Source organism: Gordonia jinghuaiqii (assembly GCF_014041935.1).
GTDB classification, from domain to species: domain Bacteria; phylum Actinomycetota; class Actinomycetes; order Mycobacteriales; family Mycobacteriaceae; genus Gordonia; species Gordonia jinghuaiqii.
This window is the reverse complement of sequence record NZ_CP059491.1, coordinates 437,991-464,382: the sequence shown is the minus strand read 5'-3', so window position 1 is coordinate 464,382 and position 26,392 is coordinate 437,991. Positions and strand designations below refer to the sequence as shown.

General features: G+C 68.0%; 24 protein-coding genes, 1 tRNA gene and 1 other RNA gene. 8 read left to right on the top strand and 18 right to left on the bottom strand.

Going from position 1 to position 26,392, the window contains the following annotated elements; translation table 11 throughout:
* Positions 1-41: 41 nt before the first annotated feature.
* From H1R19_RS01950 to H1R19_RS01920, 7 genes are all read right to left on the bottom strand, one after another.
* The gene (locus H1R19_RS01950) at positions 42-602 is read right to left on the bottom strand and encodes a uridine kinase family protein (protein WP_219850420.1); all 561 of its coding nucleotides are present in this window, start codon (positions 600-602) and stop codon (positions 42-44) included.
* Positions 599-2,227, bottom strand: coding sequence for an alpha/beta fold hydrolase (locus H1R19_RS01945; RefSeq protein WP_244970838.1), 1,629 nt, complete (start codon positions 2,225-2,227; stop codon positions 599-601). Before H1R19_RS01945 ends, H1R19_RS01950 begins: the two co-directional genes overlap by 4 nt.
* Positions 2,228-2,272: 45 nt before the next feature.
* Positions 2,273-2,884: a recombination mediator RecR gene (gene recR, locus H1R19_RS01940; RefSeq protein ID WP_188330968.1), complete on the bottom strand. Its 612-nt coding sequence runs from the start codon at positions 2,882-2,884 to the stop codon at positions 2,273-2,275.
* An 84-nt stretch (positions 2,885-2,968) separates the two neighbouring features.
* Positions 2,969-3,385 (bottom strand): YbaB/EbfC family nucleoid-associated protein, encoded by a 417-nt coding sequence (locus tag H1R19_RS01935; RefSeq protein ID WP_188330967.1) that lies wholly within the window; start codon positions 3,383-3,385, stop codon positions 2,969-2,971.
* Complete coding sequence (locus tag H1R19_RS01930; protein WP_188330966.1) at positions 3,363-3,692, bottom strand: hypothetical protein; 330 nt, start codon at positions 3,690-3,692, stop codon at positions 3,363-3,365. The genes H1R19_RS01935 and H1R19_RS01930 overlap by 23 nt, the downstream gene beginning before the upstream one ends.
* Before the next feature lie 59 nt (positions 3,693-3,751).
* Complete coding sequence (locus H1R19_RS01925) at positions 3,752-4,708, bottom strand: pseudouridine synthase (protein ID WP_219850419.1); 957 nt, start codon at positions 4,706-4,708, stop codon at positions 3,752-3,754.
* A gap of 29 nt (positions 4,709-4,737) precedes the next feature.
* Positions 4,738-5,175 carry an SRPBCC family protein gene (locus tag H1R19_RS01920; RefSeq protein ID WP_188330964.1) on the bottom strand — a complete coding sequence of 146 codons (438 nt, stop codon included), beginning with the start codon at positions 5,173-5,175 and terminating at the stop codon, positions 4,738-4,740.
* A gap of 80 nt (positions 5,176-5,255) precedes the next feature.
* On the opposite strand from H1R19_RS01920, the gene H1R19_RS01915 reads away from it, so the two are divergent.
* Both H1R19_RS01915 and H1R19_RS01910 read left to right on the top strand, forming a co-directional pair.
* Entirely contained in the window at positions 5,256-6,638 is a 1,383-nt protein-coding gene (locus H1R19_RS01915) for an FAD-binding oxidoreductase (protein ID WP_219851498.1), read from the top strand.
* On the top strand, positions 6,635-7,957 hold the full coding sequence (locus tag H1R19_RS01910; RefSeq protein WP_188330963.1) for a class I SAM-dependent methyltransferase: 1,323 nt from the start codon (positions 6,635-6,637) through the stop codon (positions 7,955-7,957). Before H1R19_RS01915 ends, H1R19_RS01910 begins: the two co-directional genes overlap by 4 nt.
* A gap of 22 nt (positions 7,958-7,979) precedes the next feature.
* Here H1R19_RS01910 and H1R19_RS01905 read toward each other — a convergent pair whose 3' ends face one another.
* From H1R19_RS01905 to H1R19_RS01880, 6 genes are all read right to left on the bottom strand, one after another.
* Positions 7,980-8,750, bottom strand: a complete 771-nt coding sequence (locus H1R19_RS01905; protein WP_188330962.1) for a M15 family metallopeptidase — start codon at positions 8,748-8,750, stop codon at positions 7,980-7,982.
* Positions 8,751-8,846: 96 nt separating this feature from the next.
* Positions 8,847-11,456, bottom strand: a complete 2,610-nt coding sequence (locus H1R19_RS01900) for a DNA polymerase III subunit gamma and tau (RefSeq protein ID WP_219850418.1) — start codon at positions 11,454-11,456, stop codon at positions 8,847-8,849.
* Between the two features lie 43 nt (positions 11,457-11,499).
* Positions 11,500-13,011 (bottom strand): glycosyltransferase 87 family protein, encoded by a 1,512-nt coding sequence (locus H1R19_RS01895; protein WP_219850417.1) that lies wholly within the window; start codon positions 13,009-13,011, stop codon positions 11,500-11,502.
* A gap of 145 nt (positions 13,012-13,156) precedes the next feature.
* Positions 13,157-14,431, bottom strand: coding sequence for an aspartate aminotransferase type Ic (locus H1R19_RS01890; RefSeq protein WP_188330959.1), 1,275 nt, complete (start codon positions 14,429-14,431; stop codon positions 13,157-13,159).
* 69 nt (positions 14,432-14,500) lie between these two features.
* An RNA gene (gene ffs, locus H1R19_RS01885) (signal recognition particle sRNA small type) lies at positions 14,501-14,595 on the bottom strand.
* A 120-nt stretch (positions 14,596-14,715) separates the two neighbouring features.
* Positions 14,716-14,804 (bottom strand) — tRNA-Ser (locus H1R19_RS01880).
* 79 nt (positions 14,805-14,883) lie between these two features.
* Here H1R19_RS01880 and H1R19_RS01875 point away from each other — a divergent pair.
* A complete protein-coding gene (locus tag H1R19_RS01875; protein WP_188330958.1) occupies positions 14,884-15,732 on the top strand; it encodes an NmrA/HSCARG family protein in 849 nt (282 codons plus the stop codon).
* 32 nt (positions 15,733-15,764) lie between these two features.
* Positions 15,765-16,715, top strand: a complete 951-nt coding sequence (locus H1R19_RS01870) for a calcium/sodium antiporter (protein ID WP_219850416.1) — start codon at positions 15,765-15,767, stop codon at positions 16,713-16,715.
* An 87-nt stretch (positions 16,716-16,802) separates the two neighbouring features.
* Here H1R19_RS01870 and H1R19_RS01865 read toward each other — a convergent pair whose 3' ends face one another.
* Together H1R19_RS01865 and H1R19_RS01860 are read right to left on the bottom strand one after the other, a co-directional pair.
* Positions 16,803-17,888, bottom strand: a complete 1,086-nt coding sequence (locus H1R19_RS01865) for a DNA polymerase domain-containing protein (RefSeq protein WP_188330956.1) — start codon at positions 17,886-17,888, stop codon at positions 16,803-16,805.
* Between the two features lie 3 nt (positions 17,889-17,891).
* Positions 17,892-18,944, bottom strand: a complete 1,053-nt coding sequence (locus tag H1R19_RS01860) for an ATP-dependent DNA ligase (RefSeq protein WP_219850415.1) — start codon at positions 18,942-18,944, stop codon at positions 17,892-17,894.
* Positions 18,945-19,114: 170 nt separating this feature from the next.
* Between H1R19_RS01860 and gluQRS the strand changes: the two genes are divergently transcribed.
* Positions 19,115-20,038, top strand: a complete 924-nt coding sequence (gene gluQRS, locus H1R19_RS01855) for a tRNA glutamyl-Q(34) synthetase GluQRS (RefSeq protein ID WP_219850414.1) — start codon at positions 19,115-19,117, stop codon at positions 20,036-20,038.
* Positions 20,039-20,281: 243 nt separating this feature from the next.
* Here the strand turns inward: gluQRS and H1R19_RS01850 are convergent, their stop codons facing one another.
* From H1R19_RS01850 to tgt, 3 genes are all read right to left on the bottom strand, one after another.
* Positions 20,282-21,304, bottom strand: a complete 1,023-nt coding sequence (locus H1R19_RS01850; RefSeq protein WP_219850413.1) for a hemolysin family protein — start codon at positions 21,302-21,304, stop codon at positions 20,282-20,284.
* On the bottom strand, positions 21,297-22,715 hold the full coding sequence (locus H1R19_RS01845) for a hemolysin family protein (RefSeq protein ID WP_188330952.1): 1,419 nt from the start codon (positions 22,713-22,715) through the stop codon (positions 21,297-21,299). The genes H1R19_RS01850 and H1R19_RS01845 overlap by 8 nt, the downstream gene beginning before the upstream one ends.
* Positions 22,716-22,980: 265 nt before the next feature.
* Complete coding sequence (tgt, locus tag H1R19_RS01840) at positions 22,981-24,252, bottom strand: tRNA guanosine(34) transglycosylase Tgt (protein WP_188330951.1); 1,272 nt, start codon at positions 24,250-24,252, stop codon at positions 22,981-22,983.
* A 98-nt stretch (positions 24,253-24,350) separates the two neighbouring features.
* Between tgt and H1R19_RS01835 the strand changes: the two genes are divergently transcribed.
* The 3 genes from H1R19_RS01835 (at position 24,351) to H1R19_RS01825 (ending at position 26,392) form a co-directional block, all read left to right on the top strand.
* Positions 24,351-24,854, top strand: a complete 504-nt coding sequence (locus H1R19_RS01835; protein ID WP_188330950.1) for a hypothetical protein — start codon at positions 24,351-24,353, stop codon at positions 24,852-24,854.
* Positions 24,855-25,261: 407 nt separating this feature from the next.
* Positions 25,262-25,543, top strand: a complete 282-nt coding sequence (locus H1R19_RS01830; protein WP_219850412.1) for a hypothetical protein — start codon at positions 25,262-25,264, stop codon at positions 25,541-25,543.
* Positions 25,544-25,627: 84 nt separating this feature from the next.
* On the top strand, positions 25,628-26,392 hold the full coding sequence (locus H1R19_RS01825; protein WP_244970837.1) for a P-loop NTPase family protein: 765 nt from the start codon (positions 25,628-25,630) through the stop codon (positions 26,390-26,392).

Genomic DNA, 26,392 nt, shown 5'->3' with positions numbered 1-26,392 from the left:
ACCCTAACCGGCTGCGCTCGGAGGCGGACCCGCCTCGGACCTCAATCCAGTCCGACGCATCTGTCGCGTGTGCGGTCCACCTCGAACCACCCGTCTTCGAACTGCTGCCACTTCTCGAGCTGTTCCCGTGACTCCTCGCCGTCGCGAGCGACGGCGCGTTCGAGCCGCTCGGCGGCGGTTCCCCCCTCGAGCCACAGCGCGTAGGTCAGTCGATCGGCGATCCGACGACGAGCCGACGACACCCCCTCGATGATGAGCAGCGGCTGCCACTCGATCCACACGCGCGGTCCCGGGCTCGGCACACCGTCGCGCCACACCCGCGGGCGGTACCTGTAGTCGCGGCGTCGGGAAAAGGGATGAAGCACCTCGGCTTCCAGCTCCGGCCACCACGAGACGGGATCGTCCCAGGTGGCGAAGTCATCGGTGCGCACGAGGGTCACGCCCACGTCGCGCCGGCGCAGCTCGGCGACCAGCAGATCCGCCGCCGTCGACTTCCCCGCCCCCGACGGGCCGTCGATGGCGACGATCCCGGAATCGAGCTGACCGGCGAGCTCGACGAGCCGGGCACCGACCTCTGCGGTCACCGGCTCGGTCGGGTTCACCACCGTGTCGCGCCGGACATCGCCGGCGGCATCCGGGTCAGCGGCGCGGTGATCGGCGCCTGCTCGACACTGGTCACCGCGGTCCGGCCGGTCCGCAGGTACTCGACGATCGCGGCGTCGAGCGGTGCATTGGCGCGGCCCAGCTGTCCGTGGTCGCCGCCGCCGACGGTGATGAGGTGACTACCCATCAGCGCACGCATCTTCGCCGCCCCCTGGTAGGGGGTCTGCGGATCGCCCACGCTCTGGATCTGCAACGGCCGCACCTCGAGCCCACGGTTGCGGATCTGGACCGGACGCGTGAGCGGCGGTGCCCCGGCGCAGGCCATGCCCGAGCCGTAGACGAGTCCGGGCGCGTCGAACGGGTCACCGGTGACGAAGTTCGCGATGATCGCCTCGGGGCCGCTCGCCGGATTTGCGGGCACCTGATTCTCGTTGCACAGGATGACCCCCTGCATGTCCTGCGAGATCCGCGACGCCTCGAGCACGGCGGGCGGGGGCTCGGGGAACTTCCCGGCGGTGCCTGCGGTCATCATCGCGACGACCGGCCACGAGTTCCGGTCGGGGGCGAGAGCTCGGGTCAACACCAGCAGCGACGACGTCGCCTGCACGGAACCGGGTTTGAGCAGGGTCGCGACGAAGTTCTCGAATCGCGCCCGCACATCGGCGGTCAGGTTGACCCCGGCGATGTACTGCTCGGCGACGGCCCGCAGTCCCGGCGGCACGTCGCCGACCTGGGCGGGGGGCGCCGCCAGCGACGGCGGCACGCCTGCCTCCGCACTGATCCGGGCGCTCCACTTGCGGTACACAGCAAGCGGAGTGGTGCCCAGGTGGTAGACGTTGTCGTGGCGTGCCATCCACGCCATCATCGCGTGGACGCGGGCCTTGTACCCGGGTGTCTGTGCGGCCAGGAGGCTGTTCCACACCAGCCCGGGATCGAACCCGGAGTCGAGGACCATCCGGTCCACCCGCTGCGGGAACAACGTCGCATAGGTCGAGAACAGCAGCGTGCCGTAGGAGACGCCGTAGAGACTGACCTTCTGTTCGCCCAGCGCGCGCCGAACCACGTCCATGTCGCGCGCGGTGTTCTCGGTGGTCAGTGACGAGGCCAGGCCCGGGCTCTCACGTTCACACCGGTCCCGGTTGAGTTTGCCTACAGCGGTGACCAGTTCCGGCTCTTCACCCGTGATCGGAGCGCACCGGAGCGGGGTGGCCGATGGCAGCCCGCGCGGCTGCACGGCGACGAGATCCCATTCGTCGAGCATCGCCGCGGGCGGCCGCAACTGGCTGAACATCGCGATGGCGTCCCCACCGGGGCCGCCCGGGTTGCCCATCACCACGCCGCGGCGACGGGACTGGTCGCGTGCGAGACTCCGGCTGACACCGATCTCGATCGTCTTCCCGTTCGGCTTGCGGTGGTCCAACGGCACCTCGACTGTCGCGCAACGGACCTCGGCGGGCACGCCGTGAACGGCCGGGCACGTCTCCCACTGCAGCTCGGGGGGTGCGGCCGACGCGGGCGCGGTAGACGCCGCCGGGCCGGTAACGGTGAGGCCCGCCACGACGACGGCCGTCAGTCCCGCTGCGATCCCCCGGATTCGATGATGCCCCCGCTTCAGCGTTATCACCCCCCGACCCTAGCCGGACCGCCCCGGCACGCCGAGCGTGGTGCCTCACGCCAGGATTCGACGTCCCGACAGTGCGCGGCCGAGGGTCAGCTCATCGGCGAATTCGAGGTCGCCGCCCATCGGCAGTCCCGAGGCGAGCCGGGTCACCGACAGCCCGGGGAAGTCCTTGAGCATGCGCTGCAAGTAGGTGGCGGTGGCCTCGCCTTCGGTATTGGGGTCGGTCGCGACGATCACCTCGGACACGTCGACGCCGTCCTCCTGATTCGCCAGACGGCGCAGCAGTTCGCGGATTCGCAGCTGGTCGGGTCCGATGCCCGACAACGGGTCCAGCGCACCGCCGAGCACGTGATACCGGCCGTTGAACTCCTTGGTCCGCTCGATCGCGTGCACGTCTTTCGGTTCTTCGACGACGCAGATCTTCGTGGCGTCGCGACGTGCGTCCGAACAGATCCGGCACAGACGGTTCGCCGACACATTGCCGCATTCGGCGCAGAACACGACGTCGTCGCGCACCCGGCCGAGCGCCGCGATCAAGCGGTCGATGTCGGGCTTGTCCCCGGCCAGCAGGTGGAACGCGATCCGCTGAGCACCCTTGGGACCGAGGCCGGGCTGCTTGGCCAGCTCGTCGATCAGGTCTTGGATCGGTCCTTCATACATCGCGTGCCCGGGTCCCTACTCGTCGTTCACTCGACCTGTTGCCACTGTGTCGCGCGTGATGACTCCTCGCGCGTGCGGGGCGTCTCAGCCGCCGAGCCCGGGGATGCCGCCGCCGAGTCCCCCGGCCAGCGGCCCCATCTTCTCGCTCGCCAGCTGCTCGCGCTTCTGCGACAGATCCGCGAGCGCGCCGAGCAGCAGGTCCTGCAGGGTCTCGACGTCGTCGGGGTCGACGACCTTGGGATCGATCGACACCGCGGTCACCTCGCCGGTGCCGTTGCCGGTCACCGTCACCAGGCCGTTGCCCGCGCTGCCGACGACCTCCGTCGCGGCGATCTCATTCTGCGCGGACAGGAGTTTCTCCTGCATCTGCTGCGCCTGGGCCAGCAGTCCCGCCATCGGGTTCTCCCCGCCCTGGCCGCCGCCGAACAATGCGCTGGGATCGAATGGTTGCGTCACCCGGTCCAGGGTAGTCGCAGCCTCAGCGCAGCAACCGATCGACATGCGCGGCGATGTCGTCGACCGTCGCCTCGTCCACGGGACTGATCTCGAAGGACAGCACCTCGTCGCCGAACAACCGGCCCGCGCGAGGAGTCAGCGCGAACTCGAAACGATCCTCGACGCGCCGCCACTGGGTGATGCCGCCGTAGATCGGCGCGCTCGCCCCGGTCGTCACGCAGTACTCGTCGGCCCGCGGTCCGCCGACCAGGTCGCGCTGGATCTGGAAACAGGCCATCGACTCGTCGTCGATGAACACGACGGCCTCACAGCCCAGGTCAGGATGCCGTTCGTACGACGCTCGAATGGTCACCCGGCCAGGGTAGAGGTTCGCCCTGCACACCTCTCGGGCAAGACGAGATCTTCAGCTCCTCACCCGAGCACCGACCGCCGACTGACGAATCGCCGTTCCTCGCCGGTGAGCGGGTCGGTGAACTCCAGCGCGTGCGCCACCAGCCGCAACGGGGCGGAGAAATCGCCGTGGTCGGGTTTCTCGGCCAGTTCCGGGCGGACGTCGGGATACAGCGGGTCGTCGACGATGGGCACCCCGACCGAAGCCATGTGCAACCGCAGCTGGTGGGTCCGTCCGGTGTGCGGGTTGAGCCGGTAGACGCCGCCGCGGTCGGTCTGATCGATGAGCGTGATGTCGCTGATGGCGTTGACCGGCCCGTCGACGACGCGTGCCCGCAGGTCGCCTGCGGTCTTCTCGATGCGGTCGCGCACGGTCACGGTCTCGGTGAGCGTCTCGTCGACCGGCGCCAGCGCGCGGTACTCCTTGCGCGCGGTGCGTGCGGCGAACAGTTCCTGGTACGCCGATCGCACCCCCGGACGCAGCGTGAACAGCAGTACCCCTGCGGTGAGCCGGTCGAGCCGATGAGCCGGCGAGATGGTGTCGGTGCCGAGTTCGCGCCGCAGGCGCACCAGCGCGCTCTGCGTCACGTGTCGACCCCTCGGCATGGTCGCGAGGAAGTGGGGTTTGTCGACGACGACGATGTTCTCGTCGCGATAGAGCACCGGGACGTCGAACGGGATCTCCACCTCGTCGGGAAGGTCGCGGTAGAGGTAGAGCGAGATGTTCATCTGCGACGCCGAGTCGAGATCCACGGGCCGGCCGCCTGCATCGACGATCTCCCCCGCCGCAGCACGTCGGTGCAGGTCGTCGGCGGTGAGACCGGCCAGACTGGGCGAGCCGAGCAGAGCTTCGCCGACCGTGAACTCCGGACCCGACCGCAGTACGACACGAGTCGCGTCGACGCCGTCGCGGATCGGGAGTGGCGACGGCCGGGCGCGCCCCCTGCGTCGTCGGACGTTGTCCGAGCTCCCGGTCATCGCGCGTTCCCGGCCGGCACCGCCAGGGGTCAGCGTTCGAGGCGCTTCTTGAGGTTGCCGAGCACCTCGGCCTGAATGCGGTTGAGACCCTTGGGCGCAAACGTCTTTTCGAAGAAGCCGCCGATGCCGCCCGCGCCGTTCCAGGTGGTCGTCGTGGTGACCCTCGAGCCGGAGCCCGACGCCACGACCGTGTAGGTGGTCACCATCGTCGAGTTGGCGTCCCGCTCGGTCACGGTGTCGGGAGTCACGCTGACGGTCGCCTGAACGTCGCGCTGACGCTTGGAGGTTGCCTGCAGAATCCAGTGCACGACGGTGCCGTCGCCGTGGCCGCCACTGATGACCTTGTAGTCGCGGTACTGCTCCGGCAGGATCGCCGGACGGGTCTGCTCGTAGTCGGCCAGTGCACCGATCACCTTGTCCGGGGCGGCGGCGATGTCGATCGAATGAGATGCGGAAACCTGACCCACGATGGACACTCCTCAGGACGAAACGATTGGCGACTGAACTGATCAAGTCCTAGGCTAACCGGGTGAGTACTGGGCTGGAGATGGGGGGACAGGCATTCGACCAGGGGGTGTCCACCCTTTTGGCCAGCTATCGTGCCATCCCGCCGCACGCAACCGTGCGCCTTGCCAAGAAGACATCGAACCTCTTCCGCAAGCGCGCCGCGAATCCGTATCCCGGACTGGACGTCTCCGGACTGGACCGCGTCATATCCGTCGACCCCGTCTCCCGGACCGCCGATGTCGCCGGGATGTGCACCTACGAGAACCTGGTCGCCGCGACACTCCCCTACGGACTGGCACCGCTGGTGGTCCCACAGCTCAAGACGATCACCCTGGGCGGCGCGGTCACCGGACTCGGCATCGAGAGCACGTCGTTCCGTTCGGGTCTGCCCCACGAGTCGGTCCTCGAGATCGACATCCTCACCGGCGACGGCGAGATCGTCACCGCCACCCCCACCAACGAGAACGCCGACCTCTTCTACGGGTTCCCCAACTCCTATGGAACGCTCGGCTATTCGGTTCGCCTGCGCATCGAGCTGGAGCCGGTGCAGCCCTATGTGAGCCTGCGTCATCTCCGGTTCTCCTCGATCGCCGAGCTGCAATCGACGATGGACGCGATCGTCACGACCAAGACGCACGACGGCGAGCCCGTCGACTATCTCGACGGAGTCGTGTTCTCCGCCGACGAGTCCTACCTCACCCTCGGTCGCCAGACCGACGAGGAAGGACCCGTCAGCGACTACACCGGGATGGACATCTTCTACCGGTCGATCCAGCAGAAGACGACCGACCGGCTGACCGTTCACGACTACCTGTGGCGCTGGGACACCGACTGGTTCTGGTGCTCACGTGCCTTCGGCGCGCAGAACCCGAAGATCCGCCGCTGGTGGCCCAAGCGCTACCTGCGCAGCAGCTTCTACTGGAAACTGATCGGACTCGATCAGCGCTTCGACATCGGTGACCGCCTCAACGCCCGCAAGGGCCTCCCGGCAGGCGAACGCGTCGTCCAGGACATCGAGGTCCCCATCGAACGGACCACCGAGTACGTCGAGTGGTTCCTCGACAACATCCCGATCGAACCGATCTGGTTGTGCCCGTTGCGACTTCGCGAGCCAGCTCTCCCCGGCTCCGACGAGGTCCGCCCCTGGCCGATCTATCCGCTTGCCCCGCAACGCACGTACGTCAACGTCGGCTTCTGGTCGGCTGTACCGGTCACTCCGGGCGATCCCGGACACACCAACAAGATGATCGAACGCAAGGTCGCCGAGCTCGACGGCCACAAGTCGCTGTACTCGGAGAGTTTCTACTCCGCAGAAGAGTTCGACGAGCTGTACGGCGGAGAGAGTTATCGACTCCTCAAGAAGCGGTACGACCCACGCGGCCGTCTGCTGGACCTCTATGCGAAAGCGGTGAAACGTCAATGACCACGTTCAAAGACAGCGTGCCGTCGAGTGCGGATTCCTCCACCGGCAAGATGACCCTCGCGGAGATCTTGGCGACGCTGCTCGGAGGTGATCTCTCGATCCGGATCACAGCATATGACGGCAGCACGGCCGGACCGGCCGACGCCCGGTACGGACTGAACCTCAAGACCCCGCGCGGCACGACTTACCTCGTCACGGCACCCGGTGACCTCGGTCTCGCCCGCGCCTACATCGCCGGCGACCTCGAACTCATCGGCGCCCACCCCGGCGATCCGCATCCCGCCCTGATGGCGATCGCCAGTAATCTGCAATTCCATCGCCCGTCCCCGCTGGCGCTGGCGCAGATCGCCCGCTCGCTGGGCATCGAACATTTCAAGCCGATCGCTCCCCCGCCGCAGGAGGCAGTGCCCCGTTGGCGTCGGTTCGCCGAGGGCCTGCGGCACAGCAAAGCTCGCGACGCCGAGGTCATCCACTACCACTACGACGTCTCGAACACCTTCTACGAGTGGGTACTCGGACCGTCGATGACCTACACATGCGCGGTCTATCCCGACCACGACGCGTCACTGGAAGCCGCCCAGGACAACAAGTACCGGCTGATCTTCGAGAAGCTGCGTCTCAAGCCCGGTGACCGTCTGCTCGACATCGGTTGCGGCTGGGGTGGAATGGTCCGCTACGCGGCACGACGCGGAGTCCACGCCATCGGCGCGACGCTGTCCGCCGAACAGGCCGAGTGGGCGCAGCGGGCCATCACCGAGGAGGGCCTCGGCGAGTTCGCCGAGGTACGTCACTCCGACTACCGTGACATCACCGAGAGCGGATTCGACGCGGTGTCGTCGATCGGTCTCACCGAACACATCGGCGTCCACAACTACCCCGCCTACTTCGGATTCATGCGCGACAAGCTCCGCCCTGGCGGAATGTTGTTGAACCACTGCATCACCCGGCCCGACAATGCCAGTCGCAGCAAGGCCGGCTCGTTCATCGACCGCTACGTGTTCCCCGACGGCGAACTCACCGGCTCCGGCAAGATCATCTCCAAGCTGCAGGACATCGGTGGCATGGAGGTGATCCACGAGGAGAACTTCCGCGAGCACTACGCGATGACGCTTCGCGACTGGAACGTCAACCTCGTCGAGCACTGGGACGAGGCGGTCGCCGAGGTCGGCGAGGGCACCGCGCTGCTGTGGGGCCTGTACATGGCCGGTTGCCGGATCGGCTTCGACCGCAACATCATCCAGCTCCACCATGTCCTCGCCACCAAGCTCGACGCCGACGGCACTCACCAGGTGCCGTTGCGGCCGTGGTGGCAGGCCTGAGGATCACACCGACCCGAGGCACTCAGGAGACCGGCACATCGATGATCGGCCGGCGGACATCCGCGCCGGGACCGTCGAAGTGCCACCACTCACCGGAGTAGACGGTCAATCCCCCAGCGGCCATGGCGTCCCGAAGCCGCGCCCGCGCGGCGCGCGCCGACGCCGAAACCCCGGCTGTGGCGTAGGCAGTGGCGCGTGGGGTGAACGAGTCGAAGTCGGTACCCATGTCGACGCGGCAACGGTCGGCGATCACACGTGTCGTCGGACAGTTCGGTATGCGGGCAGCCAGGGTGACGTCCACCGACCGGCCCGTTTCATGACTGGTGGAGTACGGCCCAGGCTCGGCCACCCACGCGGGATTCGGCACCTTCTCGAACATTCTCTGCTGCACCGAATGTGGTCGATAGCAGTCCCAGAACACCAGCACCTCGCCGTGTGCGCGTAGCGCGCGGGCGGCAGTCTTCAGACCCGGCGCCATCGACTCGTGGACCAGACAGCGGGCATTCGGTGGGTACAAACGCTCCCCGACGAAGTTGTTGTCGGTCGCGTAACGCAAGTCCAGCAGCGCGCTCGGAATGACGCTCCGGACATCGACGAAACCGACGGCACGAGCTCGCTGATCGACGGGGCGGCGCGGCGCCTGCGTCGACACCGGATGGGCCGCGGCCGCAGTGCTCGTCGCACTCGACGTCGACGATGAGCTGCTCATCGGCGACGGACCGCTCGGTACGGCGGTCGGCGTCGCCGAGGCGCAGGCGATGGACAGCGTGAATGCCGCCGTCACCGACACCATCGACAGGCCAAGGCGAAACGCTGGTGTCTGCCGGAGGCGCGAAGCTCGTGGAGGCCGCATCTGTGTGTTTCTACCACGAACCCCGCTCCCGGCACCTCACTCCAGCGGCCGGGCCCCGAGTTCTGACTTGAGCAACTCCAGCGCGACCAGGTCGGGGTCGAGACGCTGTTCGGGGCTGCCGGTACGTGCGTCGGCCACCATCTCCGCGCGTTCCTCGGCAGGGATGTCCTCGTCGGCTCGTGGCGGCTCGGGTTCCTCCGGCTCGGCAACGGGTTCGGGCGCCGGCGCCGGCGCGGCACCCTGGTCGCGCGCGCGACTCGGACGCGAGAACGACTGCCGCGGCTTTGCCTGCTGCGTGGCCGGTTGCCCCGCCCCACCCGAGGACGGGACGGCAGTGCCCGGCGCCTGGTGCACGGTCCGGACGTCGAGTTCGGTACCGAAGACCTCGGTCAGCGCCTCCCGGATGATGGTCACCGCATGTGGCGCCGACAGCCGGCCGACCAGCACCTCGATCGGGTGCGACAAGACCACCGTCGTGCCGTCGACGTCGGCGATGACGGCCGCCGACAACATCGGTTCGAGGCTCTTCGAGCGTTCCCGCACCGCGGCTCGAATGTCCTGGTAGCGCAGACGAACCGAGTCCACATCGAGTCCGCCATCCACGGCCGGTTCGGGTTGTGACTCCGGTTCGGGTTGGCGAGCGCGGGCCGGCGTCGCATCCGGCGGCGGGACCTCGTACTCGTCGACGGGTTCGTCGGGAAGCGGGATGTCGTCGTAGGGCATCGACGACGCCGGTTCGGGCGTCGGCTCGGGAGCGGTCGCCGCCGGCGCGCGGGACGGCGGTTCGGGGGCGGAGGGCGTGCGATCGGCGCGGGCCGGCGGTTGCTCGGCCGGCTCGATCAGCGTGGGCTCGAGCAGCGTGGGCTCGATCGATGCGGGCTCGAGCAGCGTGGGCTGATCGGGGGCAGACGCCTCGTCGGCGGCCTGTTCGGACGAAACGTCCTCGTCGGGCGCTGCGTGGACGGTGATCGCCTCGTCCTCGGTCGGCGCTTGGTCCTCCGATGTCTCCGACGCGGTGGCGTCGACCTCCGTGACCAGCGCCTCGGCTGCCTCGACCGCCTCGGCCTCGGCGACCGCGTCCTCGAGGGCCGGTCCCTCGACGATGAGCTCGTCGAGCATCTCCTCGTCAGTAACGGTATCGACGGTAACGGAATCGGCGGCAACGGAATCAGCGGCAACGGGCTCGTCGGCAGCAGGCTCGTCGACGATCGACGCGACCGCCGGCACCTGCGCCGCCACGGGCTCGGCGGCTTCGGCAGCAACCTTCTCCGCAGCAACCTTCTCTGCAGCAACCTTCTCTGGGGCCTGCTCCTCGACGGCCGGTGCTGCCGGCGTCGACACCGGCGCGGCGTCGGCCTCGGCCGCCTCCGCTGCGGCCTGCTTGGCGGCTTCCGCCGCCTTGGCCTCTTCCATGGCCTTACGCTGCGACGGACGGAGGAACTTCGGTTCCGGTTCGGGCTCAGCCGGTTTCGCCGGGACCGGGATCGACGTGGTCCCGATCCCCGATTCCAGCCGTTCGAGTCGCTGGAGGAGTGCTGCGTCGTCGGACGAGACCGCGGGCAGCAGCATCCGCGCACACATCACCTCGAGGAGCAACCGCGGTGACGTGGTGCCGCGCATCTCTCCCAGTGCGTTGTGCACGATCTCGGCGAAGCGAGTCAGCGACGCCGGACCGAGGGTCTCGATCTGGGACTGCATCCGTGCGAGCTGCTCCCCGGGGGCCTCGACCAGTCCGCGGTCGGCGGCATCGGGAACCGCTTGCAGCAGAATCAGATCGCGGAGCCGTTCGAGCAGATCGACGGCGAATCGCCGAGGATCGTGCCCGGCGTCGACCACCTTCTCCACCGTGCCGAACAACGCCGACCCGTCGGCGTCGGCGAGTGCGTCCACTGCGGTGTCGATCAGCGCGACGTCGGTGACACCGAGCAGGGCCAGCGCGCGTTCATAGGCGACACCCTGATCGTCGGCGCCGGCCAGCAGCTGGTCGAGGATCGACAGCGAGTCACGCGGTGAGCCACCGCCCGCGCGGATCACCAGCGGGTACACCTCGGGTGCGACCGTGACGCCCTCGCGCTCGCAGATCTTCTCCAGCAAACCCCGCATCACGGGCGGCGCGAGCAACCGGAACGGATAGTGATGGGTGCGCGACCGGATGGTGGGCAGCACTTTCTCCGGCTCGGTCGTCGCGAAGACGAAGATCAGGTGCTCCGGCGGCTCCTCGACGATCTTGAGCAGCGCATTGAAGCCGGCGTTGGTCACCATGTGTGCCTCGTCGACGATGAACACGCGGTAGCGCGACTCGGCCGGGGCGTAGAAGGCGCGGTCGCGCAGCTCGCGGGTGTCGTCCACACCGCCATGGCTCGCAGCGTCGAGTTCGATGACGTCGAGATTGCCCGGGCCGCCCGGGGCGAGCGCCACACACGACGTGCACGTGCCGCAGGGGCGCGACGTCGGGCCCTCGACACAGTTCAGCGAGCGAGCCAGGATTCGCGCCGACGACGTCTTGCCACAACCGCGCGGACCCGAGAACAGATACGCATGGTTGATGCGACCGGAATCGAGGGCGTGGCTCAACGGATCAGTGACGTGCTCCTGACCCACGACGTCGGCGAAGGTAGCCGGGCGATAGGTGCGATACAGAGCCACGCGTTGAGAGTACCGGCGTGCCGTGACATCCGATGCGCCTGCCTCACACTGTGCGCGCGGGCCCCTCATCGGGTGTGTCGGTGACGGCCTCGCCTGCGGTTCCGACCAGGTCATCGGTCACGTCCTGAGGTCCGGACCGGGCCATGGCCCCGGGCTCGTCCGCGCCGGTGCCGTTGTCGGCACCACCGGCCTCGGTGTGTGCGGCGTCATCTCGCGAGCCGCCCGCGGCGCTCTCCCCGACGGCCAGTCCACGGTCGGCGATCACCGCCGCCGCCACCCCCGGTGCAATGATCGGATCGGTCGGTCCCGGCGGGACAGTGGTGCGGCTGCCCACCAGCCGCAGCCCGACGACCGTCGCGACCAGCACCCCGACGTAGGCCCACAGATAGGGGCTCACGGTGAACCAGTTCAGCCAGGTGATCCGCGTCTTGACGTACAACCCGGTGTAGTAGCCGTCGGGGACCAGCGCCGGCACATGCGTCGGCCAGGCAAACGCCAGCAACAGCAGCGCCGTCACGCCCACGCCCGCCCACACTCGCTGCGGACGAGGACGGGCCACGTCGAGGACGAGATGCACACCGATCACCATGATCGGCACGAACCACACCCAGTGGTGTCCCCACGACATCGGCGACACCACGCACGCGGTCATGCCGATGATGCTGACGGCCAGCAACTCCTGGCCCTTGCGATGCGCATACATCGCGACGGCGAATCCGGCGGCGAGCGCGGCGAGGACCAGCGCGAGCCACAGCAGTGTCGGCGGATCGTCGGTGTCGAGATGGTTGGCCAGCATCCCGCGGATCGACTGGTTGCCGCGCAGCTGGGCCGAGCCCACGCGGTCGGACTCGAACAGCTTGCCGGTCCAGTACGACCACGAATCGCGGGGCAGCGCCACGAAGCCGATGAGCATCGTCAACGCGAAGCCGCCGACCACGCCGAAGAAGGCGCGCCAGTTCCGTTGCACCGCGTAGTAGCCGGCGAAGATCAGCGGCGTCAGTTTGATGCCTGCGGCGATTCCGGTTCCCACGCCCCGCAGCCGGCCGGGGTTCTTCCCACTCGCCGGACGGGTGAGGTCGGCGACGATGATCAGCATCAGGAACACATTGATCTGGCCGTACCAGATGGTGGTGCGCACCGGCTCGAACAACATCGCGACCGCCACCAGCGACATCGCGATCACGCGCAACGGCCAGGTCACCGGGCGGCCGAGGCTGCGGAAACTCAGCATGATGACCAGATAGAGGGCGGCCACGATGCCTGCGGTCCACAGTGGACGGGCGAGGTCGAAGGACAGCCAGGCCAGCGGGGTGAACAGCAGCGCCGAGAACGGCGAGTAGGTGTAGTCGAGGTCTTCGACCATCTTCACGTCGTAGAGGCTGACGCCGCCGGTCACCGACCGGGCGCCCGCCTGGTAGACCGCGAGGTCGATCTGGTTGTGCAGCAGACCCCAGAATTGGGCACCCATCGGTACGACGACGTCCTGGAGCGCCAGAGCGATGGCCCCCACGACGGCGAAACCGGATGCGACCAGAACCGGCCTGGGCAGATTCACGATTTCAAAGCCTGTCATATGAGAGCGCGCGTTCCTGCGCACTGACCGTGGATGAGAGCAATCTAACCCCGAAACCCGGCGCGCCACCGGAGTGTCGGCGGCGCGCCGGGGATCGATCGACTAATGGAACCTGGGTGGAATGCCCTCAGCTCTGGCGCGCGAGCAGTGTTTCCGCCGCGGCGAGCAACACGCAGGTGGCGACCCCGTCCATCGCGGCACGCAGGTCGTCGGTGTCCGGGAAGGTCGGCGCGAGCCGGATGTTCCGGTCGTGCGGATCTGTCTTGTACGGGAACGCCGAACCGGCGGCGGTGAGAGCGATCCCGGCTTCCTTGGCCAGTTCGATGGTGCGCCTGGCTGAGCCGTCGAGCACGTCGAGGCTGATGAAGTAACCGCCCTCGGGCTCCGACCAGGACGCGACCTTCGACTCGGCGAGCCGGTCGTCGAGGATGTCGAGCACAAGTGCGAACTTCGGTGCCAGGATCTCGCGGTGTCTCGCCATGTGTGCGCGCACACCGTCGGCGTCGCCGAAGAACTTCAGGTGGCGCAGCTGATTGACCTTGTCCGGGCCGATGGTCTTGAACGAGAGGTACTTGCTGAACCAGGCGATGTTCTCCGCCGACGACCCGAAGAACGAGACGCCGCCACCGGCGAAGGTGATCTTCGACGTCGAACCCAGGACGTACACCCGGTTGGGGTGACCCGCTGCGGCGGCCATCTCGAGAACGGGCAGCGGCGCCGGCGGGGCGTCGACGAGGGTGTGTACCGCATAGGCGTTGTCCCAGTAGATGCGGAAGTCGGGCGCCGCGGGCATCTCGAGCAACCCGCGGGTCACCTCCTCGGAGAAGGTGACGCCGGTCGGGTTGGAGTAGGTCGGGACGGCCCACATGCCCTTGATGGCGGGATCGGACGCGACGAGTTCGGCGCACACGCGGACATCGGGACCGTCGGGGAGCATCGGCACCGGGATCATCTCGATGCCGAAGCTCTCGGTGATCGCGAAGTGGCGGTCGTAGCCCGGCACCGGACACAGGAACTTGATCGTCTGCTCGCCCCACGGCGCGTCGGAATCGGCGGTGCCGTGCAGCAGCCCGAAGACGGTGAGGTCGTGCATGAGTTCGAGGCTGGAGTTGCCGAATGCGATCAGGTTCTTCGGATCCACCGCAAGGAGCTCACCGAAGATCCTCCGCAGCTCGGGCAGGCCGGCGATGCCGCCGTAGTTGCGGGTGTCGGTGCCCGCGCCGTCGCGGTAGTCCTCACCGGGCAGCGACAGCAGTGCGTTCGAGAGGTCGAGCTGAGCGGGAGCCGGCTTGCCACGGGTGAGATCCAGCGTGAGACCGAGTGCGGTGAGCGCGTCGTACTGCTTCTTCAGATCCGCCTGGGTGTCGCGAAGTCGGTCGGCACTCATCGAGTGGAAATTCACGTTGGCCCTCTCGCGGCTCGACGCCGGAGCGAAAGGCCGACGTCGCAGACCTGAAATGTAAATCGGGGATATAGGGGACCCCGCGCACCCGAGAGAGCCCGTTGACCCTTGCTGCCTTCCGGCCCTGGGGGAGTTCACAGGATGCACGCCGCGCGGGATCCGTCGTCCAGTGTAGCGAGGGGTTCCGACGGCCCGCGCGGGGGTCCTCGAAGCGTTCGGACACCGGAAACGACGAAGGTCCGCGGCGTGCGCTCCCGGCAGGGGGCGACACCGCGGACCGTCGGTGGCGGAGGATAGGGGATTCGAACCCCTGAGGGCTGTTAACCCAACCCGCGTTCCAGGCGAGCGCCATAGGCCACTAGGCGAATCCTCCAACGTCGAGATGATAGCCGCCGACGGCGCGCACACCCAAACCGCTTGCGTACGCGATGCCCCGCACTAGGGTCGACGGCATGGCCGAAACCTCTCCCGTCGTCGTCATCGGAGCCACGGGAGGGCAGGGCGGCGCCGTCCTCGATGCCCTGCTCGACGCCGGTTTTCCGGTGCGCGCCGTGATCCGCGACGCGGTCTCGGCGAAGTCGGCGGCGCTCGCCCGGCGTGGCGTGGAACTCGCCGTCGGCAACATCGTCAGTGGCGTCGGTCTCACCGACGCGTTCTACGGCGCGGCGGGCGTCTTCGCGCTGACGACGCCGTTCGAGTCCGGCGTCGACGCCGAAGTCGCCCAGGGTCGCGCGCTGATCGAGGCGGCCACCGCGGCGTCGGTCCCCCATCTGGTGTTCTCCTCGGTGGCGTCGGCGGACCGCGACACCGGGGTCCCCCACTTCGACTCGAAGTACGAGGTCGAGAAGATGCTCGCGGCCACCGACATCCCGCACACCGTTGTCGGCCCGGCCTACTTCTACGACAATCTGCTCGCCGGCACCGATGCCCTCGACGCCGGCGTCATGCCGATCGCGATGCCCGCCGACAAACCGCTGCAACAACTCTCGCGGCGGGATCTGGGACGGTTCGTCGCCCTGCTGTTCTCCGAACCCGACCTCCACGTGGGCGAACGCATCGACATCGCGTCCGACCAGCCGAGCCCGGCGGAGATGGCGCGCATCGTCGGCGAGGTACTGAACACCGCGGTGGCCGCGGAGTCCTTCGACCCCGGGCGCATCCCGTCGCCGGACATGAGTGCGATGTTCACCTTCCTCGGCGACCGCGGTTACGAGGTCGACATCCCCACGCTGCACCGCCGCTTCCCCGGCGTCGGCTGGCAGCCGTTCGCGGACTGGGCGGCCGAGGCCTTCCGCCGCTGAGGGTGCGCGGATACGCCGGTTAGGGTCGTCGTATGGTGACCGACGTCCTGTTCGTGCTGCTCGGACTCGGCGGCCTGGTGGCGGGCGCGGAACTGCTGGTGCGCGGCGGATCGGCGATCGCGAGCGAGCTCGGCGTCTCACCACTTCTGGTGGGGTTGACCATCGTCTCGATCGGCACCTCCATGCCCGAGCTCGCGGTCGGGATCGACGCGTCGTTCAACGACGCCGGAGCGCTGGCCATCGGCAACATCGCCGGCACCAACATCGTCAATCTGCTTCTGATCCTGGGCCTTTCGGCCGCCATGGTGCCTCTCGCGTTGGGTCGCCAGACCATCCGGCTCGACCTTCCGGTGATGGTCATCAGTGCACTGCTGCTCCTCGCGTTGAGCGCCAACGGCACCCTCACCCGACTCGACGGCCTGCTCCTGCTGACATTGGCGGCCGCCTACACCGCCATCGCCATCCGTGCCGAACTCAAGGCGAAGACGACCAGCCTGGTGACCGACGACGAGTTGCCCGCGACCGGCGGACCGATGTGGCAGCGGGTGCTGGAACTGATCGGCGGCATCGCGGTGGTCGTCGTCGGTGCGGACTTGCTCGTGCGCGGTTCGGTGGACGTGGCAACCGATCTCGGCGTCAGCGAGGCGTTCATCGGACTGACGATCGTCGCAATCGGGACCTCGGCGCCCGAGCTCACCACGACGATCATGTCGACGCTCCGCGGCAACCGCGACCTCGCGATCGGCAACCTCATCGGCTCGAGTGTCTACAACATCGCGTTCATCCTCGGCGTGACCGCCCTGGTCAAACCACTCGACGTCACCGACGAACTCATCCGTATCGACATCCCGCTGATGGCCGCCGTTGCGCTGCTGTGCATTCCGGTGTTCATCTCCGGCCGCCGGATCTCGCGACCGGAAGGCCTCGCATTCGTCGCGGGATACTTCCTGTATCTCGGGCTGCTCATCGCCTTCCGGGGCTGAACACCTCCGGGCCTGAACACCTCCGGGCCCGAACACTTCCGCGGCTGAACACTTCCGGGCCTGAACGCATCTTTCGGGGGCCCGAGCTCACCCCTCCGGTCGCCGATTGCCCTTCTCGTCCCAGTGTTCGGCGACCTTCTTGCTCGGCTGTACGCGCGGCGGCTCGCCGGGCATCTTCGGGTAGCTGGGCGGATACGGCATGTCCCCCAGGCCATTCGCGTCGTCTTCCTGGACCATCTCCAACAGCTTCTCGACGCCGCGGCGATGGTCGGCGATGTCGGCCCACGGGTCACCACGATCGGCGAGGAGTTTCGGGACGGTGTCCATGGTGCAGTCGTCGGGGTCGACGTCGGCGAGTTCGGCCCACGTCACCGGCGTCGAGACCCGGCCACGCGCGCTGCGTCGAACCGAATACGGTGACGCCATCGTCCGGTCACGCGCGTTCTGGTTGAAGTCGATGAAGATCCGCTCTCCGCGTTCCTCTTTCCACCACGACGTGGTGACGCGATCGGGATCGCGCCGTTCGAGTTCACGGGCGAGCGCGATGACGCACCGCCGGGTGGCGATGAAGTCCCACCGCGGCTCGATCGGTACGTACACGTGCACGCCGCGGCCACCGGAGGTCTTCACGAAGCCCGCGAACCCGAGCTCGTCGAGCAGCGGCTTCAGGCCCTCGACGGCCACGCGCCGCACGTCTTCGAAAGTGGTTCCCGGTTGCGGATCGAGGTCGATCCGGAGCTGGTCGGGATGGTCGTTGTCGTCGGCCAGCGTCGGCCAGGTGTGAAAGGTGACGGTGCCGAGATTGGCACCCCACACGAGGTCGGCGGGTACGGTGGGCCGGATCGCATCCCCGGTTCGGCCGGACGGGAACACGATTCCCGTCGACTGCACATGTTCGGGACGCTTCTTGGCGATGTGCTTCTGATAGATCTCGTCGCCCTCGACGCCGTCGGGAAACCGCTGCAGGAACGTCGGGCGGTCCCGGGTCGCACGCATCAGCGGGCCGTCGCCGCCGGCGTCGACGCCCAGCGCCACGGTTCGGTAGTAGCCGACCAGATCCCGTTTGCGGCCGCCATCCTCACCGAGCTCCGGAAAGTAGATCTTGTCCGGGTTGCTCATCCGAACGGCGATGCCGTCGACGTCGAGTTCTTCTGCCGGAGAACGAGATGCCATGGGTCATTCCCCTTCGAGGACGTCGTGCAGGTCGTAGGTCAGCGGAACGTCGAGCTGGTCGTAGCCGCAGCTCTCCGGATCCCGGTCGGGACGCCATCGCAGGAACTTCACGGTGTGCCGGAACCGATGGTTCTCCATCTGGTCGTAGGCGAACTCCGCGACCAGCTCCGGCCGAATCGGAATCCACTCCCCCGACTTCTCCGACCGCCACCGGGTCGGCTCACCCGGTGAGGCCTTGTCGGGGTGCAGGCGCATCGGCTCGAACATCTCCTGCAGCTCAACGCGTTTGGCGTCGGAGAAGGCACCCGCCCCGCCGACCATGCGCAACTCGCCGTCATCGCCGTACAGCCCGAGCAGCATGGAACCGATCCCCCTGCCGGACTTGTGGATCCGATATCCGAAGATCACGCAGTCCGCGGTCCGCTTGTGTTTGACCTTCAACATCTCACGTTTGTTCTCGACGTACACCCCGTCGAGCCGTTTGGCGACGACCCCGTCGAGGCCCGCGCCTTCGAAGGCGGAGAACCAGTCCTCGGCGACCGCGGGATCGATCGTCACCCGACTCACATGGCATCGGCGGTCGCGGCCGCCGGGGCCCACCGCCCGCAACAACGCCTCGCGTCGTACCTCGAACGGTTCACCCATCACGTTCAGAGACTCCAGCGCCAGAGCGTCGAATCCGATGAAGATCGCCGGGGTCTTCTCGGCGAGCATGTCCACCCGGGACTGAGCCGGGTGTATCCGCTGAGCCAGCGAATCCCAGTCCAGCCGATGCGTGTCTCCGATGAGCGCGGGCACCCCGATCTCGCCGTCGAGGACCACCTTCTCGGGCAGTTCGGCCCTGGCTGCCTCGACGATCTCGGGAAAGTAGCGGGCCAGGTCCTTGCCGCCGCGCGAACCGATCGTGACCTCGTCGCCATCGCGGAAGATCAGCGCCCGGAAACCGTCCCATTTGGGCTCATAGGACCAGGACTGCGAACCATCGGGTTGCGGCGGGACCGCGGTGACCGCCTTGGCCAGCATCGGCGCGACGGGAGGCATGACCGGGAGATCCATGAATTCATCGTTCCTCACTTCTCGACGCGACCGCAATGACCGCGCCCCGGGGTGTCCCGGGTGGCGTGGAGCGCCGGACACCGGGACAGACCTCCCCCGACACCGTTTCTCATCGCGTCGCCCCGCACTCGCCACGCACCTCCGGAGAGCCCGGCGGTACGCTCGACGCGATGTCGACACAGCTGCGAGCGGGCCGGTACGCGCCGTCCCCGTCCGGCGACCTGCACGTCGGCAATCTGCGGACGGCGGTGCTCGCGTGGCTGTTCGCACGGACCACCGGCCGCGGTTTCCTCATCCGCATGGAGGATCTCGACCGCACCGCCCCGGGCGCCGACGCCGGTCAGCTCGCCGACCTGGCCGCGCTCGGCATCGACTGGGACCCGCCCGTCGTCTACCAGAGCGATCGCCTCGCGACATATCGCGCGATCATCGACGGACTCCACAACGCCGGCGAGACCTTCGAGTGCTTCTGCACGCGCCGCGAGATCCTCGAAGCCCCCTCCGCACCGCACGCACCACAGGGCGCCTACCCGGGCACGTGCCGCGACCTGACCGAGGCGCAACGGGCCGAGCGCCGGTCGACCAGGCCACCGGCGATCCGCATCCGCACCCACGTTTCCGAGTTCGCCGTGTTCGACGAGCTCCACGGCTCCTACACCGGCGCGGTCGACGACTTCGTGATCCAGCGCAACGACGGCACACCTGCCTACAACCTCGCCGTCGTCGTCGACGACGCCGCCCAGGGCGTCGACCAGGTCGTCCGGGGTGACGACCTGCTGTCATCGGCGCCGCGTCAGGCCTACCTCGCGACGCGCCTCGGATCGGTGCCGCCGACCTATGCGCACGTACCGATGGTCCTCAACGCCGACGGGGTGCGCCTGAGCAAACGCGACGGCGCCGTCACCCTCACCGACCTTGCAGCCCAAGGCATTCCGACGACGACCGTCCTGTCCCGGATCGCCTCCTCGCTCGGTCTCGCCGCCCGGGACGAGACCGTCGATCTCGCCACCCTGTCCGAGCGGTTCGACCCCGGAGCGCTCCCCAAGTCGCCGTGGATCCTGGCTCCCACGGAATGGGTGACCAGTCCGCCATGATGGCGAGTCCACCTCCCGGTGGATTCCGCCCGGCGAACACATACGAGGCCGGCACCGGCGGCCGAGGTGCAGACAGTCGTGAATCCTCGTCCCCCTCAGAGCGACTCAAGGGCAATGTGCCCTCGGAGCCCTCTCACGGGGCCGCGAATTCCGCTCCGGACCTGCCGTTCCCGCTTCCGCCGGCGCAACGAACGCCACCACGCTCCCCGAAGGGGGTGTTCCCGGCGACGAGCCGGGCGCCGATCACGCCTCCGGCGTCGCCGTCGCGAGGAGTCGGTGCAACACATCGTTGAGGCTGACCAGCCCGATCGCCACACCGTCCTCGCCGGTCACCAGCGCGAGGTGTGCGCGCTGGGCCCGCATGGTCGCGAGCGCCTCGTACACCGGTTGGTCCGAGTCGATCCGTAGTACCGGTCGCATCAGGTCGGCGGCGGTGACCCCCGGTGCGGCACCCAGGCTGTCGCGCACGTGGACGATGCCCTGGACCCGCGCCCCGGCCTCCTCCCGCACCAGCAACCGGAGATGCCCGGAGGTCCGGCCCGCGGCCTGAATGGCGTCCGCGTCGATATCCGGCGGCACCTCGCCCAGCTGGTCGCGAGGCGTCACGACGTCCCCGGCGGTCAGCGACTCCAACTCCAGCGCACTGGTCAGGTGGGCGTGATAGCGCTCGTCGAGCGTGCCGACCGTGGCGGAGTGCTCCACCAGGTGTCGCAGCGCATCGCTGTCCTGGCCGGTCGCGACCTGGTCCACGGGTTCGACACCCACACGCCGCAGGCACCAGTTGGCCAGGTGGTTGAGCTGCACGATGACCGGCCGGGTCACCCACATGAACGCACGCATCGGCAGCGCCAGCACGATGGCCGACCGCTCGGGATGCGCGATGGCCCACGACTTGGGCGCCATCTCCCCGACCACCAGGTGCAGGAACGTGACGATGATCAACGCCAGCACGAAGCCGACGACGTCAGCCGACCAGTACGGCAGGCCCCAGTCCACGAAGACCGGTGTGAGCCAGTGGTGCACAGCGGGTTTGGTGACCGAACCGAGCGCCAGCGTGCACACCGTGATGCCCAGTTGCGAGCCGGCGAGCAGCACCGACAACTCCGACGCGCTGCGCAGCGCCGCACGGGCGCTGCCACTGGTGGCGGCCGCGTCCTCGAGCCGGTGCCTGCGCGCGGCGATGAGCGCGAACTCCACCGCGACGAAGAACGCGCTGGCCGCGATCAGGGCCACGGTCACCGAAACGACAATCCACGGGTTATCCACGGTCGTCCTCCTGTCCTGCGTCGGAGGAGACGTCGGCATCGTCCGACATGGTCATCGACAGCAGCGACGGCACACGCTTGTCCACCTCGAGCACCGTTGCGCGCACCTTTCGAGGCGGCGCCTCGTCGTCGTCGAGAAGCGTTGCCGGATCGGGTCCGATGGTGATCGTGACCGCGTCCCCGGCCTCGGGCAGGCCCACGAACTCGGCGATCACCAGCCCGGCCATCGTCTCGTAGTCTCCTTCGGGCAGTTCCCAGCCGATGGCCCGCGACACCTCGTCGACGTGCGCGTCGCCGCGCACCAGCCAGCCTTCGGCGGTTTCCTCGACCGCCGCCGACGCCTCCGGGTCGTGTTCGTCGTCGATCTCGCCGACGAGCTCCTCGGCGATGTCCTCGGCGGTGACCACCCCGGCGAAGCCGCCGTATTCGTCGATGACGATGGCCATCTCCTCATGGGCGGCCGCGAGGTTCTCGAGCACCTCGGGCAGCGGCAGGGTGGAGGGCACCACCACTGCCGCGCGACTCAGGTCGACCGCGACGGCCGACGGATCGGCCTGCGGCGGGTGTTGTTTGAGCGCGTAGGACCACTCGAGGAGGTCCTGCAGGTGGATCACACCGCGCACCTCGTCGTCGGCGCCGGCGAGCACCGGGTACCGGGTGTGACCGGTGCTCATCAGGGTGAGCACCTCCGCCGCAGGCAACGCGGCGTCGACGTGATCGGTGTTCGGTCGCGCGATCATGGCATGTTCGGCCGTGCGCGTCGGGAAGTCGAGCACACGGTCGAGAAGCACCGACAGGTCGTCGGGCAGATCCCCGGCGTCGCGGGACTCCGCGACGATGTGTTCGAGGTCGCGCACCGACGCCGAATGCTCGACGTCGTGGACGGGTTCGATGCGCAGGGCATGTAACAGCAGGTTCGAGGCCTTGTCGAACAGTGAGATCAGCCAGCCGAATGCGGCGAGGTAGATCGTGGTGGACCGGGACAGCCACAACGCCACCGGTTCCGGGCGGGCGATGGCCAGGTTCTTCGGGAACAGCTCGCCGAACACCATCTGCACGACGGTGGAGAACAGGATCGCGATGACGGTGCCGATCACCACGCCGACACCCACCGGGATGCCGACCTCGCCGAGCAGGTCACCGACGCCGGAACCGATCAGCGGTTCGGCGACGTAACCGACGAGAAGGCCGGTGACGGTGATACCGAGCTGCGCGCCGGAGAGCATGAAGGAGGTGCGCCGGGTGACGCCGAGGGCGCGTTTCGCGGCGGCGTCGCCGGCCTCGGCGCGGGCTTTCAGGCGGGATCGGTCGACCGCCATGTAGCCGAATTCCTGGGCCACGAAGTAGCCGGTCAGGGCGGTGATCAGCAAGACCACCAGGATTCCGAGTCCGATTCCGAGAACGGTCAGCATGTCGCCGTCCCGGGGTCGGGGGCAGGCAGAACGCCTGCCGTGTTCAGTTCACCGTTGTTCAGTTCACAACTGGGGGCCGACATGTGTCGTCGTCGGCGTTTTCGGCGCTTTCCGCGTCTCATCGTCTCTCTCGCTGGTACTCGACTACCCCTACAGGGTGCCGAGTCTTGGTGGGTGTACGCAACCGCGCCGTACGTGGCGCACAACGTACCGGGATCATGCAACCGGTTCCGTGACGACGGCCACAGCCCGGCCGATCGGCGGCTCAGTCCCGCGACGAACCGTAATAACGCCGCAGGAACTCGTCCCGGTACTCGGTGTAGTTCCCGTTCTCGATCGCCTCGCGGGCACGGTCGACGAGGGTCACGATGAACGACACATTGTGCAGCGTCGCGAGTGTGGCACCGAGGCCTTCCTTCGCCTTGAACAGGTGGTGCAGGTAGGCGCGGCTGTATTGCGAGGTGTAGTTCTCGATCTCGGGGTCGAGCGGACGGAAGTCTTTGCGGTACTTGGCATTGGTGACGTTGTAGCGACCGTCGAGCGAGTAGATGGCACCGTTGCGTGCGACGCGGGTCGGCGATACGCAGTCGAAGGTGTCGACGCCGTTCTCGATGGCGGTGAAGATGTCGTCGGGTTCGCTGATGCCGAGCAGATGTTTCGGGGCGTCCTCGGGCAGTTCGTCGTTGACCCAACCGACGATGGTGCCGAGGTTGTCCTTCTCCAGCGCGCCGCCGATGCCGTAGCCGCCGAAGCCTTTTCCGCCGACCGCGCGGTCGGCGTCGCTGAGCGCGACGAGATCACGGGCCGCTTTGCGACGCAGATCCTCGTACTGTGCGCCCTGGATGACACCCCACAGCGACTGCTGCGGACGGTGCGCCCGCTCGACACTCAACCGGTTGTGTTCGTCGAGGCACCGGATCGCCCACAGGCGGGTCCGCTCCAGCGAATCCTCTTGATACCGACGGGTGTTCATCAGGGTCGTCAGTTCGTCGAAGGCGAAGATGATGTCGGCGCCGAGCTGATGCTGGATCTGCATGGACACCTCGGGGGTGAAGCGGTGCGTCGAGCCGTCGAGGTGCGATTTGAAGGTGACCCCGTCGTCGTCGACGCGTGAGAGTCGCTCCTTGCCGTTGGCGGTGAGGTCGTCGTCGGGGGTGCCGTTGGCCTCCATCGAGATGACCTTCTTGAAACCCGCACCCAGCGACATCACCTGGAATCCACCGCTGTCGGTGTAGGTGGGTCCCGGCCAGTTCATGAACGCGCCGAGCCCGCCCGCCGCGTCGATGATCTCCGGCCCCGGCTGCAGGTAGAGGTGATAGGCGTTGGCGAGCACGGCCTGGGCGCCGAGCGCGGCCACCGACTCGGGCAGAACGGTCTTCACCGTCGCCTTGGTACCCACCGGAACGAATGCCGGGGTCTGGATCACGCCGTGTGGAGTGCTGATGACCCCGGTACGGCCGCGGGTGCCGGCCAAGGTGGTGCCGACGGCATAGGTGGGGTCGGCGACTTCGGTTCCGGTACTGCTCACGCCGAGCATCTTCCCAGGTCGACGCCCGCCGCCCAAACCGGTGGCGATCCGGACGGGGAGCAGGACCCGCCCGGACTCGGCGAACGGGTTCGCTAACGTGGGGAACCATGTCGCGCAGAACTCGCCCCGTCACCGCCGCCGGAACCCGCGTCCGCGGAGCGAGCAGGGTCGCCGGAACTGCACTCGGACTCTCGGTGGCAATGTTCGCGCTGGTCGGGTGCGGCGACGAACAGGACGTGACCACGGCATCCTCGACCGCCGCGACCAGCGTCGCGGCATCATCCGGCCCCACCGAGGATCGCCCGTCGACGTCCCCGCCCGTCGTCGGCGGCCGCAAGCCCGCCACGGACACGACGCGGTCCGAGGTCGCCTCAGACGAATCCGACACCACCTGCGGCACCGTGCCCGGCCCCGACGGCGCCCTGCGCGTCCTGGTCCTGGCCGGCGAGGTGACCTGCGATTCGGCGAAGACGGTCGCCACCCAGTACGCGCCGAAGATCGTGACCGGTCAACAACAGTCGGTGGCGGGGTGGACGTGCGCCCCCTCACAGCTCGAGGGCGTACTCGCCGCCTGCCAGAAGGGCACCACGGTCATCGGGTTCGCGCCCTGAGGCCGTCCGCCGCGACCTGACCCCGACAGCCCCGCTCGGTGTGGGCCGGGCCGTGCGCGCGCGGAGTCTGCGTTACGACGTCGGCCATGTGCCAGATCACCGGCGAGTAGGCCATGTCGGTTGCGCGCCGATAGCGGGAAAAACGTGCCGTTTCCGAGATGATCGGAGCCGCCGTGCTCTCGTGTGGCCGCCATCCGGACGGTGGCCGACCACACGTCTGCTCACGGCGTCAACCCGGACGACACCCCCTGCTAGCGTGAGTTGAGTCACGCGATGACCGGGTTCGAACCTGCAGCAGACACGTTGTTCCGGCGTCCCCCACGAAGGCAATTTCGTGCCATCGGCGCCGGTGAACGCCTTTTCCCGTTTGATGGACATGTCCGATATGACTGGGCTAAGTTTCAGCCATGTCCAGTGCAGCGGCAGTTCACAATCGCACAGTTGCCTGCAATTCCCGGACATACGACATCTCAGATCAGCCGATCGACAACGCCGGACGCCTGGACCAGAACTCGGTGACCACCCCGGCGAGAACCCCCGCAGCAGGGAACACTTCCGTGCCGATCTTTCCGGCCGGCAACGACCCCGGCAGCGATCCCGACGAGGCCGCCGTCTTGTCGGCGTTCGTCCGTCTCGAGACCCGTCCGTCGATCAGAGACGGCAGCGGAGTCGTCCCGACCACCCGGTAATCCCCTGATTCATCGCTGTCGTCCTCCCGCCGGGGGGGACGACAGTTCGCGCGGATCTACCGCACTACTCGCGAAAGTTGGACGATGTTGTCTTCGGATGAGGTGACTCCGGGTCACGAGGGGGTGCCGGAACCGCGCGGCGGTGACTTCAGCACCGCCCAGACGCCCTTGATCGAGGCCCGTGAACTGGGTGTCGACGCGTCGTGGGGACACATTTTCGGCCCTGTGGACCTGCGTATCGCCGACGGCGGCGTCACGGTTCTCGCCGGACCGGGCGGTCGTGGACGAACCGCGCTGCTGCTGACCCTGGCCGGTCGGATGCGGCAGTCGACCGGCGAACTCGTGGCCTTCGGACGTTCGGGCGACGCGCACCACCTGTTCGGCAACTCCGCGGTGGCGTGGATCGACGAGGTCGACGGCATCGAGCAGACCATTCGTGTCAGCGACGTGATCACCGAGCAGCTCCGCTGGTCGGCGCCGTGGTACCGGTGGGTGCGCCCCGCAGACCGGGCCGACCTCGAGCGGATCTGCGCGCCCGTGTTCGGGTCCTACCCCCTGCCCACCCTGGAGTCCTTCGTCGAGGAGCTGCCCGAGCTCACCGCCGCACTGCTTCGCATCGCGATCGGCAATCTCCGACGGCCCCCGTTGCTCGTGGTCGGCGGCGTCGACCGCCTGACGCGGCGCGAGAACCAGATCCACCTCATGGAGCGCCTCGTCGAGCTCGGACGCACCCAGACCGTCATCACCGCCGACATCAACGCGACCACCGCCGCAGGTGGAGTACGCGAGGTGATCCGCATCGACAACCTCACCGACGGCCGGTTCGTCGGCCTCGAAGATCGGATCTGA